Below are 16,670 nucleotides of genomic sequence, written 5' to 3'. Positions count from 1 at the left end.
GCCGCTGACGCACAGCTCAGGGCCTGGTCGCGGGCACCCGTAGCGCCGCCAGCACCGGCAGGTGGTCCGTGGCCGCCCGCAGGTCCGCGTCGGTGACACCGGGCAGCGCCGCCGGGACGCCGCAGCCGAGCACCTCGATCCCGCCCGTCGCGAAAACGGCGTCGATGCGCCGCCGCGGACGGTCCGGCGAGATGGTGTTCTCGTCGCCCCATGGCCGGACGGCCCAGCAGTCCTGGAGCCGCCCGGCCAGCCGCCGGAACGCGGACCCGGTCGGTTCGTCGTTGAGGTCGCCGCCCGCGATGGCGTGCTCGACCCCCATCGCGTCCAGCCGTTCCAGCAACATCTCGGCCTGGGCCAGGCGTTCGTCGCGCTGCAGGCTCAGATGGAAGCTCAGCAGACCGATCCGGGTGCCCGCGATCCGTACCACCGACGTGGCGAAGCCCCTGCGGTGCAGTCCGGGAGTGAGCGGCAGCAGCACGTCCTGTGTCCGCTCAACTGTGGCCCGCAGCGAGCAGAGCAGCAGGGGCCCGGCCGCCGTGGCGCCGCCGCTCAGGACGACCAGATCGGTGCGGGCCGCGAGCCAGGCGGCGCGCTTGCGCCAGCGAAAGAAGCGCGGGGCTTCCTGGACGAGGACGAGGTCGGGGGCGCAGGCGCTGATCACCCGGGCCAGTGCCTCGCAGTCGTCGCGCATCGACCGGACGTTGTAGCTGAGCACTCTGATGACGGCCGAACCATCCGGCTCGGTACGGGAGTCGGGTAGTGGCGTCAGGACCATGCGCCTCACGATACGACGGACGCCCGCCGCTCCCCAGAGGGCGCGACGGGCGTCCGGCTCTGTCCGGTTCCGGGATTCAGCCCTGGCGGGCCAGGTCCGCAGCGCCCACCAGACCTGCCTTTCCGCCCAGTTGGGCCGCGAGCACCTGGGCGTGCGGGCGCCACTCGCCGCCGATCAGCCAGCGCCGGAACGACTTGCGGATCGGGTCGAGGACGAGTTCGCCCTCGTCCGACACGCCGCCGCCGACGATGAACGCGGAGGGGTCGAAGAGCGAGGCGAGGTCGGCGAGTCCGGCGCCGGCCCAGCGGGCCAGCTCGCGGAACGAGTCGATCGCCACCGGGTCGCCCTGCCGGGCGGCCGCGCTGATGTGCTTGCCCTCGATGCCGTCCACCGTGCCGTCGCCGAGCGACAGCAGGAGCGTGGCGCTCTCCGGGGTGGCGTTGGCACGCTGCTTGGCGTAGCGGACGAGTGCGCGGCCGGATGCGTACTGCTCCCAGCAGCCCTGGCTGCCACAGCCGCACAGCAGGCCGTCGGGGACGACCCGGATGTGGCCGAACTCGGCGGCCACACCGAAGCGTCCGCGGCGCAGCTTGTTGCCGATGATGATGCCGCCGCCGAGGCCGGTTCCGAGCGTGATGCAGATGACGTCGTCGTGGCCCTGTCCGGCGCCGAAGCGGTACTCGCCCCAGGCGGCGGCGTTGGCGTCGTTCTCGACGACGACCGGAAGGCCGACGCGCTGTTCGACCTTGTCCTTCAGCGGCTCGTGCCGCCAGTCGATGTTGGGCGCGAACAGCACGGTGGCGCGCTTGTCGTCCACATATCCGGCGGCGCCGATGCCGACGGCGTCGATCCGGTGGCCCTCGCTCGCTCCGGACACCGCTGCCGCGATCGCGTCCACAATGCCTTCAGCCGTCGGCGGGGTCGGCACCTTGAACATCGAGAGGATCCGGCCCTCTTCGTCGACCACTCCAGCTGCGATCTTCGTGCCGCCGATATCGACGCCGATGGTGAGTCCCATGAATCCCTCAGTTTCGGTCGAGCCCCGCTGCGGCCAACCGTACCCGAGCCGGGGCCCGGCCCATCGGTGCCGGTCAGTCCAGGTCGATGTGTTCGCCCGCGGCGGGGCCCTCGTCGCGCGGGTCGGTGGGGTCGTCGGCCTTCTTCTCGGTGCCTGCGGGGTCCCCTGCGCCCTGGGTCCAGCGGCGTTCCTGGCCTTCCACGGCGGAGCGGTAGGCGGCGAGGAGTTCGTTGCCGGCCGCGGTGATGTGGTCGAAGACGTCCGGATTGCGTTCGATGACGGGCTCGACGGCGGACTTGGCCTGCTTGATGATCTGCTGCACGGTGCCCTGGGCCGCCGCGCCGAACAGCGGCGACCGGAGGGACGAGACCTTGTCGGCCACGGCGTCGACCAGCTTGCGCAGCTCCTCGGCTGCGGAGCCGGGCGGCGGGCCGTACTGGGCGCGGCGGCGGGCCTTCTCCGCTTCGAAGTCCTCGGCGCAGGCGTTCGCCCACGCGTCGTCGTCGGCGGGACGATCGGTGGCTTCGCTCATGGCGGACTCCTGCGACGTGGTTTGCGGCGGCCCGGCATACGGGGCACCTGCTCACGACGTTACCCGAACCGTGACGCGCCGTTCAGCACGTCCGTGGCCACAGACCGGGATCCGGCGTGAACCGGACCCGGAGCACCCCGTCGGTGAGAGCGGCGCCGGAGACGGTGCAGCGGCGCAGACCGGACTCCAGGGGGACGATCCGGTGGAACGGGCCCACGGTGAGGAGCAGTTCGTTGCCGCGGCGCACCAGTTGGAGGTCCGACTTGACGGCGCCGGGCAGCGGCAGGCACCAGACCAGAACACAGTCGCCGTCGCCGGACGGCGGGGCGGGCACGATACGGCTGCCGGGCAGCAGCTCGTCGAGGCCGTCCGGGGCGTTCGGGTCCTCGATCCACCAGGGGTCGTCGGCCCGGCCGGAGCTCCGGCCGTCCAGCTCCGCGGCGAGTCCGTCGCCCTCGAAGAGGCCACCGCCGGTGCCCGCCTCCTCGAAGACGGTGCGGCCGGCTCCGGTGCCGAGGAGGGTGAGGTCGTCCAGACCTCGCGGATCACGGCCGAGGTGGGGCACTTCGCACAGGGCCGCGGCGGGCACCCATTCCTCGTACCAGTGGTCGATGGTCTTCTCCTGCTGAGCGGCCAGGGCCGCGAACCAGGGGTCGCCGGAGTGCCTGGGCAGTACCCGGTTCACCGCGAGGGTGTCGACGCGCAGTCCGTGCAGGGCGATTCCGGTGCGGGCGGTGCGCAGGGCGTCCTCGGCGGCGGGGCCGGGTTCGGCGACCAGCCGCAGCGTGGTTCCCCGGTCCTCGATCAGCGCCTGGACGGCGGCCAGCTCGGCGTCCCTGCGGGCGGCGGCCTCGTACAGCCACTGGGCGGGCATGGGTACGCCGGCGAGCTGGGCGAGCATCGGGCGCAGGGCACGGGCGGCCTGGCGCTCCGGGGGCAGCAGGCGGCGCAGATAGCGGCGCAGCTGTTCGGGCAGGGCGAGCAGGGCGAGTGCTTCGCGCAGCGGCGGCAGGTCGACGACGAGGAGTTCGTAGCCGCCCGGCGACCAGTCGCCCTGGGCGGCGCGGCGCAGGGCGTGCAGGAAAGCGAGCTGGGCGCTGCCGGGGAGTTCGGTGAGTTCCTCGCCGTCCAGCCGGTTCCCGCCGAGCAGGTCGAGCACACCGGACGCCTGGTCCTGGAGGGCGAGGAGTTCGCTGCGGAAGTGCCCGCCGGAGTCGATGCGGGCGGACCACAGGCCGTCCGTGACCTCGGTGGGTTCCGTGCCTTCGGGGAAGCCGGGTACGGCTTCGGCGGAGAGCAGCAGGGTGCGGCGCCCGCGGCGGGCCGCAGCCAGCGCGGTCGCTGCCGCGACAGTGGTACGGCCGGCGCCGCCGGGGCCGGTGACGAGGACCGTACGCACCGGATCAGGCCTTGGGAACGGACTCGACACGCTTCTTCAGGCCGGCCAGGGCCCGGTCGATGATGACCTTCTCAGCCTTGCGTTTGATCATGCCGAGCATCGGGATCTTGACGTCGACGGTCAGCCGGTAGGTGACCTCGGTGCGGTCGCCGTCGCCGATCGGGGCCAGTGCGTAGGAGCCGTCGATGGCGCGCAGCATCTGGGACTTGACGAGGGTCCAGCTGACCTCGTGGTCGCCGGTCCAGGTGTACGCGAGGGTGTGGTCGTCCTTGATCGCTCCGGCGTCGAGGACGAGACGGACCTTCTCGGCGTGGCCCTGGTCGTCGAGGGAGAGGACCTCGGCCTCCTTGACCTCGCCGGTCCACTCCGGGTAACGGGCGAAGTCGGCGATCACTCCCATGACGTCGGCCGGCGCCGCCTCGATCGTGATGCTCGAGCTGGTGTGTTCAGCCATCGCCGTGGCTCCTCCAGTGCGGTGTACCGGTGCGTCGGCAGAAGCCTGCCGTCAGAAGGCTATCGCGTGTGCGCGGCGCCTCGTTCCAGGGTCCGGTGCCGGTGCGGTCACCACTCCAGGGCCCAGGGCCTGCCGGTGGACGCGAAGTGGCCGACGTTCACACATTCGGTGGCTCCGATCCGCATCCGGCGGACCAGCGGCTGGTGGACATGGCCGAACAGTGCGTACCGGGGGCGGGTCCTGCGGATGGCGTCGAGCAGGGCCCGGCTGCCGCGTTCGAAGCGACGCGCCACCGTGTCGTACGTCAGCTCCGGCACGTCGGGCGGGATGTGGGTGCAGAGCACGTCGACCGGTCCGATGGCCTCGATCTTGGCCGCGTACTCCTCGTCACTGATCTCGTACGGGGTGTTCATCGGGGTCTTCAGGCCGCCGCCGACGAAGCCGAGTACGCGGCCGCCGATCTCGACGCGGTCGCCGTCGAGGACGGTGGTGCCCGGGCGCGCGTACTCGGGCCACAGTCCGGGGATGTCGACGTTGCCGTAGGTGGCGTACGTAGGGGTGGGGAAAGCGGCGAAGAGTTCGGCGTACTGCCTGCGCACCGCCGAGACGATCGCGGCGTTGCGGTCCATGCCCGCCCATAGGCGCCGGCCGAACTCGCGGGCCTCCTCGAAGCGGCGAGCGGTGCGCAGTTCGACGATCCGGTCGGCGTTCTCCACGCCGAACAGATCGGGGAAGATGCCGCGCGAGTGGTCGGCGTAGTCGAGGTAGAGCACCAGGTCACCGAGGCAGATCAGCGCGTCGGCGCCGTCCCCGGCACGGGCCAGGGCCTCGGTGTTGCCGTGTACGTCACTGACCACATGAACACGCGTGCGCCGTGCGGTCGGGGTTCCTCGGCTGTTCGCTCCGGCTGGCATGACGATCACCCTAGAACTCCGCTCTCCGCCTGGGTAGAGGCCGCCGGACCTGCGGCGACCTCCGGGCGGTATTCGCGGTGGACTACTGTGCGACCAATGATCACCGTTTGTGTGTGATGCATAAGACATCTGACCGGACCCCCTATCGGGAACCAAGTACTGGTCGGTAACGTCCGGGCAGTCCAGTCGTGCTCACCTCACTGAGCACCTGCCAATCTGGGACCGCAGCCGGTGCGTCACACAGAGCCGTGGCACCGGAGCCCGATGAGGAGCAGCAGTCTTGCGCGAGTTCAGCCTTCCGGCCCTGTACGAGGTCCCCTCGGACGGCAACCTGACGGATCTCATCCGCCGCAATGCCGCTCAGCATCCCGATGTCGCGGTAATGGGCCGCACGGTGGCGGGCGTGTGGACCGATGTCAGCGCCGCACAGTTCCTGGCCGAGGTCAGAGCCGTCGCCAAGGGACTGATCGCCGCGGGTGTCGACGCGGGCGACCGGGTGGCTCTGCTCTCCCGCACCCGCTACGAGTGGGTACTGCTCGACTTCGCGATCTGGAGCGCGGGCGCGGTCACCGTCCCGGTGTACGAAACCAGTTCGCCCGAGCAGATCCAGTGGATCCTCGGTGACTCCGGCGCCGCCTTGTGCATCGTGGAGTCCGAGGCCCACAAGGCCGCCGTGGTCTCGGTCGAGGCGGATCTGCCGACTCTGAAGGGCATCTGGCAGATCGAGGACGATGCGATCCGCCGGCTGTCGGAGACCGGCTCGGACGTCTCGGACGAGATCCTGGACCTGCGGATGGCGAGCGCCAAGGCGGACGACCCGGCCACCATCGTCTACACCTCGGGCACCACCGGCCGTCCCAAGGGCTGTGTGCTCACGCACCGCAGCTTCTTCGCGGAGTGCGGCAATGTGGTGGAGCGGCTGAAGCCCCTTTTCCGTACCGGCGAGTGTTCGGTGCTGCTCTTCCTGCCCGCCGCGCATGTCTTCGGACGGCTGGTCGAGGTGGCCTCGGTGATGGCCCCGATCAAGCTCGGCTGCGTACCGGACATCAAGAACCTCACGGATGAACTGGCCTCCTTCCGGCCGACATTGATCCTCGGTGTGCCGCGGGTCTTCGAGAAGGTCTACAACTCGGCGCGCGCCAAGGCGCAGGCCGACGGCAAGGGCAGGATCTTCGACAAAGCCGCGAACACGGCGATCGCGTACAGCCGCGCACTGGGTACCCCTCGGGGCCCGTCCATGGGCCTGAGGTTCACACACAAGATCTTCGACCGGCTGGTCTACAGCAAGCTGCGGACCGTCCTCGGCGGACGCGGCGAGTACGCGATCTCCGGCGGCGCACCGCTGGGCGAGCGGCTCGGCCACTTCTACCGCGGTATCGGCTTCACCGTCCTGGAGGGTTACGGCCTCACCGAGACCTGTGCGGCCACCACCTTCAATCCGTGGGACCGGCAGAAGATCGGTACGGTCGGCCAGCCGCTGCCCGGCTCGGTCGTCCGGATCGCCGACGACGGCGAGGTGCTCCTGCACGGCGAGCACCTGTTCACCCGCTACTGGAACAACGAGGCGGCGTCGGCCGAGGCGCTGGCCGACGGCTGGTTCCACACGGGCGACATCGGCACGCTCGACGAGGACGGCTATCTCACGATCACCGGCCGCAAGAAGGAGATCATCGTCACGGCGGGCGGCAAGAACGTCGCTCCCGCGGTGATCGAGGACCGCATCCGCGCGCACGCCCTGGTCGCCGAGTGCATGGTGGTCGGCGACGGACGGCCGTTCGTGGGCGCGCTGATCACCCTGGACGAGGAGTTCCTGCGCCGCTGGGCCGAGGAGCACGGCAAGCCGGCCGGCTCGACGGCCGTGTCGCTGCGCGAGGACCCGGAGCTGCTGGCCGAGGTGCAGCGGGCGGTGGACGACGGGAACGCCGCGGTGTCCAAGGCGGAGTCGGTACGCAAGTTCCGCATCCTGGCCTCCCAGTTCACGGAGGAGGCGGGCCACATCACACCCTCTCTGAAGCTGAAGCGGAATGTGGTGGCGAAGGACTTCGCGGACGAGGTCGAGTCGATCTACCGGGGCTGACCGGGAGTACGTGAGAGGGGGCCCGCACGGCGAGTGCGGGCCCCCTTCCCACGTATCGCGTCACGTGGGGTCAGACGTATCGCTTCATGTGGGGTCAGAGCAGTGCCCGGAGTCTCTCGGCCAGCAGGTCCCAGCGCCACTTCTCCTCGACCCAGACCCGCCCCCGCTCCCCCATCCGCTGCCGCAGCTCCGGGTCGCGCAGCAGGGTGACGATCCGGTCGGCCGACTCCTCCGCTGAGCCGCCGCGCACCACCCACCCGGTCTCGCCGTCGAGCACGGCGTCCGGCGCACCGCCCGAGTCGCCCGCCACCACCGGCAGTCCGGTCGCGGACGCCTCCAGGAAGACGATGCCGAGGCCCTCCACGTCGAGGCCGCCGCGACGGGTCCGGCACGGCATGGCGAAGACGTCTCCCGCGCCGTAGTGGGCGGGCAGCTCGTCCCACGGCACCGGCCCGGTGAAGCGCACCGAGTCGCCGACCCCCGTCTTCTCGGCCAGCCGCTTCAGCTCCTTGGCGTACGGTCCGCCGCCGACGATCAACAGCACCGCGTCCGGCACCTGCGCCAGGATCGCGGGCATCGCGAGGATCAGCGTGTCCTGTCCCTTGCGCGGCACGAGCCGTGACACACAGACGACGACGGGCCGGTCCGAGAGCCCGAGCCGGGCCCTGACCAGGTCCCCGCCGGAGCCCGGGTGGAAGGTCTTCTCGTCGACGCCGGGCGGCAGTTGGACCATGCGGTCCGCCGCCTCGGGACTGAGTGCGGTGGCGATCCGGGAGCGGGTGTACTCCCCCAGGTAGGTGATCGTGTCCGTGCCTTCGCCGATCCTTCCCAGCAGCTGCCGGGCCGCGGGCAGCTGGGCCCAGCCCGCCTCGTGCCCGTGCGTGGTGGCGACCAGGCGGCGGGCCCCGGCCCTGCGCAGCGCCGGAGCCATCAGCCCGAGCGGGGCCGCGGCGCCGAACCAGACGGATGTGCAGCCGTGCATGCGCAGCAGCTGCACCGCGCGCCGGGTGACCCGTGGGGTCGGCAGCAGCATCGTCGTCCGGTCGCGGACGACGATGAACGGCTGCTCCGCGTCGAAGGCGGCGGTGGCCGCGATGCCTTCGGGGCTGCGCTTCCAGGTGGAGGCGTATACGACGATCTGTCCGGGGTCCAGGCGCAGTGCCATGTTGTGCAGGAATGCCTGGATGCCACCGGGGCGGGGCGGGAAGTCGTTGGTCACGATCAGGGTCTTGTCCATCCCTGCCGACAGTACCGGGCGGCCGGGCTGATGGTCTCGCGCAGGCCGGGCGGGCATCATGACTGGTCGTACCGCCCGAGTGCCCACAGACGAAGCGGATGAGGCGTCCATGACGGGATCGACCGGCGTGCGGCTCGCTCTCGCGGTGTGGGCGCTCACCAGGGTCGCGCTGCTGCTCTGCGTCACGAAGGTGATCACGCTGCCCGGACCGGACGTGACCAGTGACGTCTCGGTGATCTACCGCAGCTGGTCCGAGGTCCTGAAGACCGGTACGTACCCGCAGTCCGACGTCACCTGGCAGTACCCGCCGCTCGCCGCGCTCGCCATCCTCTCCCCCGCCCTGTTGCCGTTCCTGGACTACGCCTCGGCCTTCTTCGTCCTCGCGTTCCTGTGCGACGCACTGGTGCTGGGGCTGCTGCTGTACGCGGGCCGCCGGACCGGCCGGTGGGCGGGCGCCTGGGTGTGGGTGGCGGGGGTGCCGCTGCTCGGTACGACCGCGTACGCCCGCTACGACGTGATGGTGGCGGCGGTGGCGGCGGCGGCGCTGCTGGCCGGGGTGCGGCATCCGCGGGTGCTGGGGGTGCTGGCCGCCGTCGGTGCGCTGCTGAAGGTGTGGCCGGCGCTGATCCTGGCCGGGACCGCTCGTGGGTCGCGGACGCGCCGGGCATGGACGGCCGCTGCGGTGGCGGCGGCCGGGCTGCTGGTGGTGTGCACCGTGGCGATGCCCGGTGCGCTGGCCTTTCTCGGCTTCCAGCGCGACCGGGGCACCGAGGTCGAGTCGCTGGGGGCGCTGGTCTTCCATGTGTGGCGGCAGTTCGGCTGGCAGGGCCGGGTGGAGCTGCACTACGGCTCGATGGAGTTCCTGGGTCCGCATGTACCGGTGGTGAGCACGCTCGCCCTCGGTCTGTCCGTCGTGGCCTTCGGCTGGCTGCTGGTGTGGCGGCTGCGGGCCCATGACTTCCGGGTGAACACCCCGGCCGACGCGGCGTTCACGGCGGTGCTGCTGTTCACGACGACGAGCCGGGTGATCAGCCCCCAGTACATGCTGTGGCTGGTCGCCCTGGCGGCGGTCTGCCTGGTCTTCCGTGACAGCCGGATGGGGCTGCCGGCTCTCCTGGTGCTGCTCGCCACGGGCATCACTCAGCTGGAGTTCCCGTTCGGGTTCGTCCATGTGGTGACCAGCGACGCGACCGGCGTGACGCTGATGTTCCTGCGCAACGGTCTGTTGGTCGCGGCGACGCTGACCGCCTGCCGGCAGCTGTGGCGGCAGGCGGTGTCCGGGGTGCCGCGCAAGGGCGGCCGGCCACCGGCTGCCCGGTCCGGCGTCGGCCGGGAGGCGGAGCCGGCCGGCTCCTGAGCGTGCCTCGCTCAGCGCCTGTCGGGTGACCTTCGACCGGCCGTGGCTGCCCGGCCAGAGGTCGCCCGGCAGGCTCTCAGCCGAGCCGGGAGCGCAGATACTCCCGCCAGCGTGCCGTGAACTCCTGCGGGGTCGTGGAGAGCACCTCCTGCATGGCCTGCTCCACCGCCCCGTCCCGCCCCGGGTGCCCTCCGACAGCCCGGTAGAAGGCGAACAGCTTCGCCTCGCCCCAGTGGTCGGCGATCAGCTCGCAGGCCAGCCAGGCGCCCTCGTACGCCCTCGCCAGGCGCGCGGAGTCGCCCTCGAAGGCGAAGTCCTCGTCCGCGGGGAGTCCGTCGGGCAGATCGCCGCTCAGGACCGCGTCGGCCAGTTCGGGCGCGGCCTGTACGGCGGTACGGTCCTCGGTGCGGTAGGCCGCCCAGTCGGCGAAGCCCTCGGAGAGCCAGGTCGGGGTGGCGGCGGAGGTGCGGGCGCGGGTGGCGACGTGGGTGGTCTCGTGGGTGAGGACGATCCGCTGCCCGAAGGTGCCGAGCATGCCGTACGCCTGCGGGTTGACGATCACCCGGTCCGCGGGCGCCCGGTCCGGACCGCCGGTCTGCCCGGTGGTGACGGCGGCGATGCCCCGGTAGCTCGCCGCCGGTGACCCCAGCAGCTCCGCCATGTCCTCCACGGTGTGCGGTACCAGCACCATCACGCGGCCTGCCCAGCGTTCCGGCCAGGCGTCCGAGACGGCGGGCACCGCGCGGTCCGCGGCCCGGGCGATCCGGCGCAGCTCCTGCCCGGTGCGGCCGACCCCGAGGACGAGGCTGTGCGTTCCGCGTACAACCTGGACATCGCCCTGCTGCCAGAGCTGTCGGCCGCCGTCCTTGCCCGCCCGGTCGCCGACGATGTACCAGCGGCCGTCCGCGCCGGCCTGTCTCAGATCGAGCACCCGGTCCACGACGACCGGGGCGGCGTCGTAGCCCTTGACCTGGTAGCGCAGCTGGACGTCCGCGGTGGCCCGGTCGGCGCCCTGTCCGGTCAGGTCCGTCAGCCGGTACGTCCATGAGCTCAGCGGTACGTCCGCGAGATTGTCCAGTTCCCGGCGCTGGGCCGTGCGCAGCGCGGTGGCCTGCGGGTCTATGGCGGCCAGATAGGCGTCCGTATCGTGGTCCAGCACGGCGGCCGCGCGGCGGTCCAGGACTACGCGGACAGAGCGGGCGGTGGAGTCCGGGGCGGCGCCGTCGTCGGGGGCCACACAGGCGGAGGCGAACAGCAGCCCGGCGAGCAGCACTCCCGCCGTGCGCCGTCCTCGGTCGCGTCCCGCCCGTGCGGTGTGCCGTCCGTCGATCCAGGTCACCCGGTCGAGGGTACGGGTCAGACGCGGGTGACCGAGGAGACGGGCATCATGCCGACGGGGTCGTAGCGCACCGGGGCGCCCGGGTACGGGGCGTGGATCACCTGGCCGTCGCCGACGTACATGCCGATGTGGCCGGCGTCCGCGCGGTAGGCGACCAGGTCGCCGGGGCGGGCCTCGGAGAGCGGCACCATGTGCCCCGCGTACCGCTGGGCCTGCGAGGTGCGCGGCAGGCTGACCCCGGCCTGGGCGTACGCCCACTGCATCAGCCCGGAACAGTCGAATCCGGCGGGTCCGTTGGCCCCCCAGATGTACGGGCGGCCCAGTGCCTGCCGGACCGCCATGACGGCGGCGGCCGCGCGGGCGGAGCCGGCCGGCAGATCCGCCGTGGCCGGGAACACCTCGTCGCGGCCGGAGCGCGAGGCCCGCGCGAAGTCCGCCCGGTCGGCCCTGGGCAGCGCGTCCAGCAACTGCTTGGCCCGGCTGAGCTTGCGCTCGACGGTCCGTTTGTGACGGGCGGCCGCCGCCTTGTTGCGCTCCAGATCGGCCAGCGCCCGGGCGGCCTCCGCACGGATCTGTGCGAGAGAGCGCTGGGCCTGCCGGAGTTGCCGCAGCCCGGTGGCCTGACGCTCGGTCAGGCGGTCCAGAGCGGCCGCCCGGTCGAGGTAGGTGTCCGGGGCGGAGGAGAGCAGCAGGGCGAGCGAGGGGTCGAGGCCGCCCGAGCGGTACTGCGCGCTCGCCACCGAACCGAGCGCCGTACGCATCCGGTTGAGGCGTTCCTGGCCGCGGGCCGCCCGCTCCTGGATCCGCTTCACCTCGTCGCGCAGCCGGTCGGCGTTCTCACCGGCCTCGTTGTACTGCTCGGTGGCCCGCTCGGCCTCGCTGTACAGCCGGTCGACCCGGGCCTTGGCGCTCCGGGGCGTGTCCTGCGGGCCGGCGTTCGCGGTGCCCGCCCCGAGCGTGGCGGCAGCGGTCGCCGCCGCGGCCGACAGAACAGTGATCCGGGCGCCCCGGTCGAGGCCGGGCTGTGTGGAACGGCGATGGGACACCACAGGACGCCGTACTCCCTTCCGCTGTACGCAGACGTGCGCGGCCCCTGCCGCCCGGGGCGGGCGGACCGACGACCGGGAGCCGCGCAGCAGGCAGACAGTAGTCGGGCGGTTACGCAGCGGCCAAAGGCCGCGCCGGGCGGATGGGCGTCGGAAACATGAACGCCCCGCCGGTGACCTGTGGTCTCCGGCGGGGCGGACGGTCTGCGCGGGCGCGGGAATTCGCCCGTTCGGGCGTCGTCAGCCGACGCGCACGCCGAACTGGAAGCTGCCCATGGTGTTCATCGACTCGTAGCGGACGACCGTGCCCGGGTACGGGGCGTGCAGGACGGTGTTGTTGCCCGCGTAGAGGCCCACGTGCTGGGTGTTGTTGAAGAACACCAGGTCGCCGGGCTTCAGCGCGCTGCGCCCGATGCGGACGCCGTCGTTGACCTGGGTGTACGTGACCCGGGAGATGCTGACGTTGGCCTGGGCGTAGGCCCACTGGGTCAGCCCGGAGCAGTCGAAGGATCCGGGGCCGGTACCGCCACGCTGGTACGGCTTGCCCACCTGGGTGGCGGCGGCGCTCAGGGCGGCGGCACCCCGGGCGGAGGCGGGGGCCTCGTTGCCCGGGCTGGCGTTGCCCGGGTTGGCGTTGCCCGAGCCGGCGTTGCCCAGGCTGGCCCGCTCGCCCGCGGCGCGGCTGGCACGCCGGTCGTCCTCGCGCATCTTCGCGCGCTCGGCTTCGGTCAGCGTGTTGAGCAGGCGCTGCGTCTCGGCCAGCTTGTCCTGGAGCTTCTTCTTCTTCGCGCCGAGCGTCTTGCGTACGTCCTCGAGGTCACCGAGCTTGTCCTGGGCCTCCTTGCGCTCCTGCGCGAGGACCCGCTGCTTCTCCTGGATCTTCCCCAGCGTCTCGGCCTGCTTGGCCGTCAACTGGTCGAGGGTCGAGGCCTCGTCGAGGAAGCTGTCCGGGCTGGACGAGAGGAAGAGCTGCACCGACGGGTCGATGCCGCCGGAGCGGTACTGGGCGGCGGCGAGCGAACCGAGGCCGCTGCGCAGGTTGTTGATCTCCTGCTGGCCGCGGGCCACCTTGTCCTGCAGCGCGCTGACTTCCTTCTCCAGCTTCTGCTGCTTCTCCTTGGCGCCGTAGTACTGCTCGTTGGCCGCGCCGGCCTCATGGCCGAGCTTCTCGATCTCCGCCTTGACCTCGCCCTTGGAGGGCTTCGGGGCGGCTTGGGCCGCCTGGGAGGTCAGGGCCACGGCTGCGGCGGCGGTCGCGGTGAGCACGGTCACACGGGCGCGGCTCGGCTGCTTGGGACGACGGTGGGACGCCACGAAGGCGAGCTCCTTCTTCCTCGAGCCGCCTACCGGGCTGTGGGGGACTGGCATCCCCGGCTCCGTGCACGTCACGGACTCGGCGGTGCCTTCGCCGTCACCCCGGATGGGTGATCAACCGTGCGAAGGTTCGAAGCTCGACCCTAGTGACCAACTTGTGATCAGTTCAAATCCTCACAAGAAAAATCTCGTCACAGGAGATAGTTCTTTACCCACATCACACGGGGCGTAGCGGCGAATTGACGGTCCGTTCCCTGATTTCCACCGAGTCCCGACAAGCATCTCTAGACGCGCGAAAGACGCTTCAGGAGCATGACGGACGCAACGGGCCTGGCGCCCGACTTCGCCACTCCGTCGGCGACTTCGCGGTCGGTGGAGACCACCACGACAGGCCGGCCCGGCGGTTCGGCGCGCGCCAGCTGACGAATGAGTTCGTCGGCGGTCACACCGGGCTTGCTGAACAGCACCCGGACCCCGCGCGGCGGGGCGAGCAGTACCGGGGCGGCCAGTTCGGCCCCGTCGAAGACACAGGTCATCTCGGCGCCGGTCTGCGCCGCGAGGACCGCGAGACCGCCCAGCAGCCTCAGCCGCTGCTTCTCCAGCGGCAGTTGTGGATAGCCGGTCTTGGTGACGTTGTAGCCGTCCACGATCAGATGCGCCTGCGGCAGCGCGAGCAACTGGTCGAGCAAAGCCGGATCGGTCTCCGAAAGGGCCCTGGCGGCAATGTCCTTGGGCGACATCCTGCCGGGCTCGACCGCGTCGGCACTGTCCGCCGGGCGGATCGAGGAGGGCGGCAGGGCCAGTTCGCGACGGAGCCCGCGGGCCGCGTCGAGCACCGTGTCCAGCAGCAGCCGCAGCCGCATGTCCTCGACCGAGCGGCCCTCCCTGGCGGCCCTGCGGCCCGCCTCGACGGACGCCTCGGCCTCACCGAGCCGCGCCTTGAGGCGACGGGACTCGCTCTCGGCCGCGGAGATCCGGGCGGCCGCCTCGGACCTCACGGCGTCGGTCTCGGCCCGGCTGCGGCGCAGCGCGGCCTCGCCGCGCTTGACGTCGTTGACGGCACTGCGCAGTTTCCGCTGAAGGGATTCGGCTTCCTTGCGTGCCGCCTCCAGCTCGCCACGGAGCCGTTCGGTCTCGCTCCTCGTCAGGGAACGGGCCAGGGCGAGTTCCTCGCGCAGGCGTACCAGCTCGCGGCGGCTCTCCTCATCGGCGCGCTCGGCATCGGCACGCTGGGCCTCCTCACCGGCGGAGGCGACCAGCTTCACCCAGCCGTCCGGGCGCAGCACATAGGCCGCGGCGGCCACATCGACGGGGTCGGCGGCGGCGGGCGGCGAACCGGCCTCCAGTGCGGCCGTCAGCTCCGGCTGCCCCTCCCTGAGCCATTCGCCGATGCGCTGCCGGAACAGTGCGTCGCCCTCCAGCGCGGCCGCCATCGCGTTTCCGGCGAACTTGGCGCGCCGGGTCGGGGTGAAACGGACGTACTGCCTCAGCTGGGCCGGGAGTTCGGTGACCGTCAGACCGCCGAAGGCGTCCGAGACCAACGCGACGACCCGGCGCCGCACACCTTCGGGCAGCGGGCGGTCGAGCGCCTCGACGGCGTCTTCGGCCGCCTCGGCCGAATCGGCGCCGTTAGCGGGCTGCTCCACCATCCGTCACCCCAAATTGTCTGTCCGCGCGGCCCCGTCAGGAGTCGGCACCCGGCCTGGCCACCAGTTCGATCTGATCCACCGCGTTGCACCAACGACAGCGCACCGACTCGATGGTCTCACTGACCACCTCGCGTTCCTCAACGGTGGCCTCTCCGGCCAGGTCGAGGTGGACGTACTCGACGACCTTGGATGATCGCGTCACGTCGAACCGCGTCAGATTTCCGCACAGCGTGCAGCGCCAGCGGGTCCCGTCGGTCGGCTGGGGAACCGTCGTCATCGTGCGTCCTCTTTCGTCGAGCCTCGTGCTGCCTGCTTCAAGGATCTCGCGGTGCGCCGTCGAACTGCGGATGTCCTGCCGTAACCCTACGGCCTTGTCACGTCCCCCCCGACACGGCGAGGCGGTCTGTCCCGTTCCCTCCGCTTGCGTCATGCTCTGTTCATGATCGATCGGCGGGCTGCGGGCGGCAGATTGACCAGCGGACTCCTACGAACGGTCACCTCGGGCAGACCGTCGGTGACCTATGCCCTGATCGCAGCGTGCTGTCTGGTCTTCCTGCTCAGCCCGCTCTCCGGCTTCGAACCGTCCCGCAGCACCGCCGACGCCCTGCTCGCCGCCCAGGCCGGATATTTCGAACGATGGGGCGTGATCCCGAGCGAGCTGTGGGGCGGCTCCGCACGCCCCCTGCTCACCCCGCTCACCGCCCTCTTCGTGCACGGCAGCTGGCTGCACCTGCTCGGCAACATGCTCTTCCTGTACGTGTTCGGGGCGATGGCCGAGGAGCGCATGGGCCATGCCGAGTTCACCTTCTTCTATCTCGGCTGCGGCTACCTCGCGCTGGTCGCCTATGCGGCTGCGCACGCCACGTCCGATCAGACGCTCGTCGGCGCGTCGGGGGCGATCTCGGCGGTGCTGGGGGCGTTCCTGTACCTCTTCCCCAGGGCCCGGGTCACCAGCCTGTTCCCCTTCCTCTTCTTCCTGCCGCTGCGCTTCCCCGCCTGGATCGTGCTGATCTTCTGGTTCGTCCTGCAGTGGCTGGCGGTCCAGGGCGCGGACAGCGGGGGCCCCGGCGTGGCCTATCTGGCCCATGTGGTCGGCTTCGCCCTCGGCTTCCTCTACGCCTGGGGGCGTTACCGGCGTACGGATAGAGTGAAGACTCCAGCCACGGCCACCGAGGGAGAAAGCCAGCCGTGATCACCGCGATCGTGCTCATCAAAACCAGCGTGGACCGGATTCCCGAGATCGCCGAGGCCATCGCCGCGCTGGACAGCGTCAGCGAGGTCTTCTCGGTCACCGGCACGTACGACCTGATCGCCATGGTCCGGGTGGCCAAGCACGACGATCTGGCGGACGTCATCCCCGGCCGGATCAGCAAGATCCCCGGCGTCGAGGCCACCGACACGCATGTGGCCTTCCGTACGTACTCGCAGCATGACCTGGAGGCCGCCTTCGCCATCGGCCTCGACGCGTAGGTACGCTCCGCAGGCCCACCGGCATGTGGGGGGGCGGGCTCGGGCGGCGGGCCGCGCGCCGGGGGGGGGGGGCGGGCGGGGGGGCGGGG

The 16,670-nt window shown here is 71.4% G+C and carries 16 protein-coding genes; 4 read left to right on the top strand and 12 right to left on the bottom strand.

All coding sequences use genetic code 11. The features are described from left to right. Positions 1-16: 16 nt before the first annotated feature. The 6 genes from ACH4EW_RS21270 to ACH4EW_RS21245 form a co-directional block, all read right to left on the bottom strand. Positions 17-775, bottom strand: a complete 759-nt coding sequence (locus tag ACH4EW_RS21270) for an endonuclease/exonuclease/phosphatase family protein (RefSeq protein WP_398259061.1) — start codon at positions 773-775, stop codon at positions 17-19. 76 nt (positions 776-851) lie between these two features. Then, complete coding sequence (locus ACH4EW_RS21265) at positions 852-1,793, bottom strand: ROK family glucokinase (protein WP_398259059.1); 942 nt, start codon at positions 1,791-1,793, stop codon at positions 852-854. A 73-nt stretch (positions 1,794-1,866) separates the two neighbouring features. Next, positions 1,867-2,325, bottom strand: coding sequence for a DUF5304 domain-containing protein (locus ACH4EW_RS21260; RefSeq protein WP_398259057.1), 459 nt, complete (start codon positions 2,323-2,325; stop codon positions 1,867-1,869). Between the two features lie 82 nt (positions 2,326-2,407). Further along, a complete protein-coding gene (locus ACH4EW_RS21255; protein ID WP_398259055.1) occupies positions 2,408-3,724 on the bottom strand; it encodes an ArsA family ATPase in 1,317 nt (438 codons plus the stop codon). A gap of 4 nt (positions 3,725-3,728) precedes the next feature. Next, the gene (locus tag ACH4EW_RS21250) at positions 3,729-4,178 is read right to left on the bottom strand and encodes an SRPBCC family protein (RefSeq protein ID WP_398259053.1); all 450 of its coding nucleotides are present in this window, start codon (positions 4,176-4,178) and stop codon (positions 3,729-3,731) included. Positions 4,179-4,285: 107 nt separating this feature from the next. Then, complete coding sequence (locus ACH4EW_RS21245) at positions 4,286-5,092, bottom strand: metallophosphoesterase (protein ID WP_398259051.1); 807 nt, start codon at positions 5,090-5,092, stop codon at positions 4,286-4,288. Positions 5,093-5,372: 280 nt separating this feature from the next. Here ACH4EW_RS21245 and ACH4EW_RS21240 point away from each other — a divergent pair, with 280 nt between their 5' ends. Further along, on the top strand, positions 5,373-7,169 hold the full coding sequence (locus tag ACH4EW_RS21240; protein WP_398259049.1) for an AMP-dependent synthetase/ligase: 1,797 nt from the start codon (positions 5,373-5,375) through the stop codon (positions 7,167-7,169). Positions 7,170-7,263: 94 nt separating this feature from the next. Here the strand turns inward: ACH4EW_RS21240 and ACH4EW_RS21235 are convergent, their stop codons facing one another. Continuing rightward, entirely contained in the window at positions 7,264-8,406 is a 1,143-nt protein-coding gene (locus ACH4EW_RS21235; protein WP_398259047.1) for a glycosyltransferase family 4 protein, read from the bottom strand. A 109-nt stretch (positions 8,407-8,515) separates the two neighbouring features. Between ACH4EW_RS21235 and ACH4EW_RS21230 the strand changes: the two genes are divergently transcribed. Further along, the gene (locus ACH4EW_RS21230; RefSeq protein ID WP_398259045.1) at positions 8,516-9,763 is read left to right on the top strand and encodes a glycosyltransferase 87 family protein; all 1,248 of its coding nucleotides are present in this window, start codon (positions 8,516-8,518) and stop codon (positions 9,761-9,763) included. Positions 9,764-9,839: 76 nt separating this feature from the next. Here ACH4EW_RS21230 and ACH4EW_RS21225 read toward each other — a convergent pair whose 3' ends face one another. The 5 genes from ACH4EW_RS21225 to ACH4EW_RS21205 all read right to left on the bottom strand — a co-directional run bounded on the left by ACH4EW_RS21225 (position 9,840) and on the right by ACH4EW_RS21205 (position 15,388). Continuing rightward, positions 9,840-11,093 carry a hypothetical protein gene (locus ACH4EW_RS21225; RefSeq protein WP_398259251.1) on the bottom strand — a complete coding sequence of 418 codons (1,254 nt, stop codon included), beginning with the start codon at positions 11,091-11,093 and terminating at the stop codon, positions 9,840-9,842. Positions 11,094-11,119: 26 nt separating this feature from the next. Continuing rightward, positions 11,120-12,151 (bottom strand): NlpC/P60 family protein, encoded by a 1,032-nt coding sequence (locus tag ACH4EW_RS21220; RefSeq protein ID WP_398259043.1) that lies wholly within the window; start codon positions 12,149-12,151, stop codon positions 11,120-11,122. 237 nt (positions 12,152-12,388) lie between these two features. Then, on the bottom strand, positions 12,389-13,462 hold the full coding sequence (locus ACH4EW_RS21215) for an NlpC/P60 family protein (RefSeq protein ID WP_398259041.1): 1,074 nt from the start codon (positions 13,460-13,462) through the stop codon (positions 12,389-12,391). 284 nt (positions 13,463-13,746) lie between these two features. After that, positions 13,747-15,108 carry an NYN domain-containing protein gene (locus tag ACH4EW_RS21210; RefSeq protein ID WP_398259039.1) on the bottom strand — a complete coding sequence of 454 codons (1,362 nt, stop codon included), beginning with the start codon at positions 15,106-15,108 and terminating at the stop codon, positions 13,747-13,749. A 37-nt stretch (positions 15,109-15,145) separates the two neighbouring features. Further along, the gene (locus ACH4EW_RS21205; RefSeq protein ID WP_073782241.1) at positions 15,146-15,388 is read right to left on the bottom strand and encodes a hypothetical protein; all 243 of its coding nucleotides are present in this window, start codon (positions 15,386-15,388) and stop codon (positions 15,146-15,148) included. A gap of 162 nt (positions 15,389-15,550) precedes the next feature. Here ACH4EW_RS21205 and ACH4EW_RS21200 point away from each other — a divergent pair, with 162 nt between their 5' ends. Next, positions 15,551-16,303 (top strand): rhomboid family intramembrane serine protease, encoded by a 753-nt coding sequence (locus tag ACH4EW_RS21200; protein ID WP_398259036.1) that lies wholly within the window; start codon positions 15,551-15,553, stop codon positions 16,301-16,303. After that, positions 16,300-16,581 (top strand): Lrp/AsnC family transcriptional regulator, encoded by a 282-nt coding sequence (locus tag ACH4EW_RS21195; RefSeq protein ID WP_093543818.1) that lies wholly within the window; start codon positions 16,300-16,302, stop codon positions 16,579-16,581. Before ACH4EW_RS21200 ends, ACH4EW_RS21195 begins: the two co-directional genes overlap by 4 nt. The last annotated feature ends 89 nt before the right edge of the window (positions 16,582-16,670 follow it).

Source organism: Streptomyces sp. NPDC018000 (assembly GCF_044328025.1).
GTDB lineage: Bacteria > Actinomycetota > Actinomycetes > Streptomycetales > Streptomycetaceae > Streptomyces.
The sequence above is the reverse complement of the archived record's forward strand: the minus strand, read 5'-3'. Positions and strand labels throughout refer to the sequence as shown.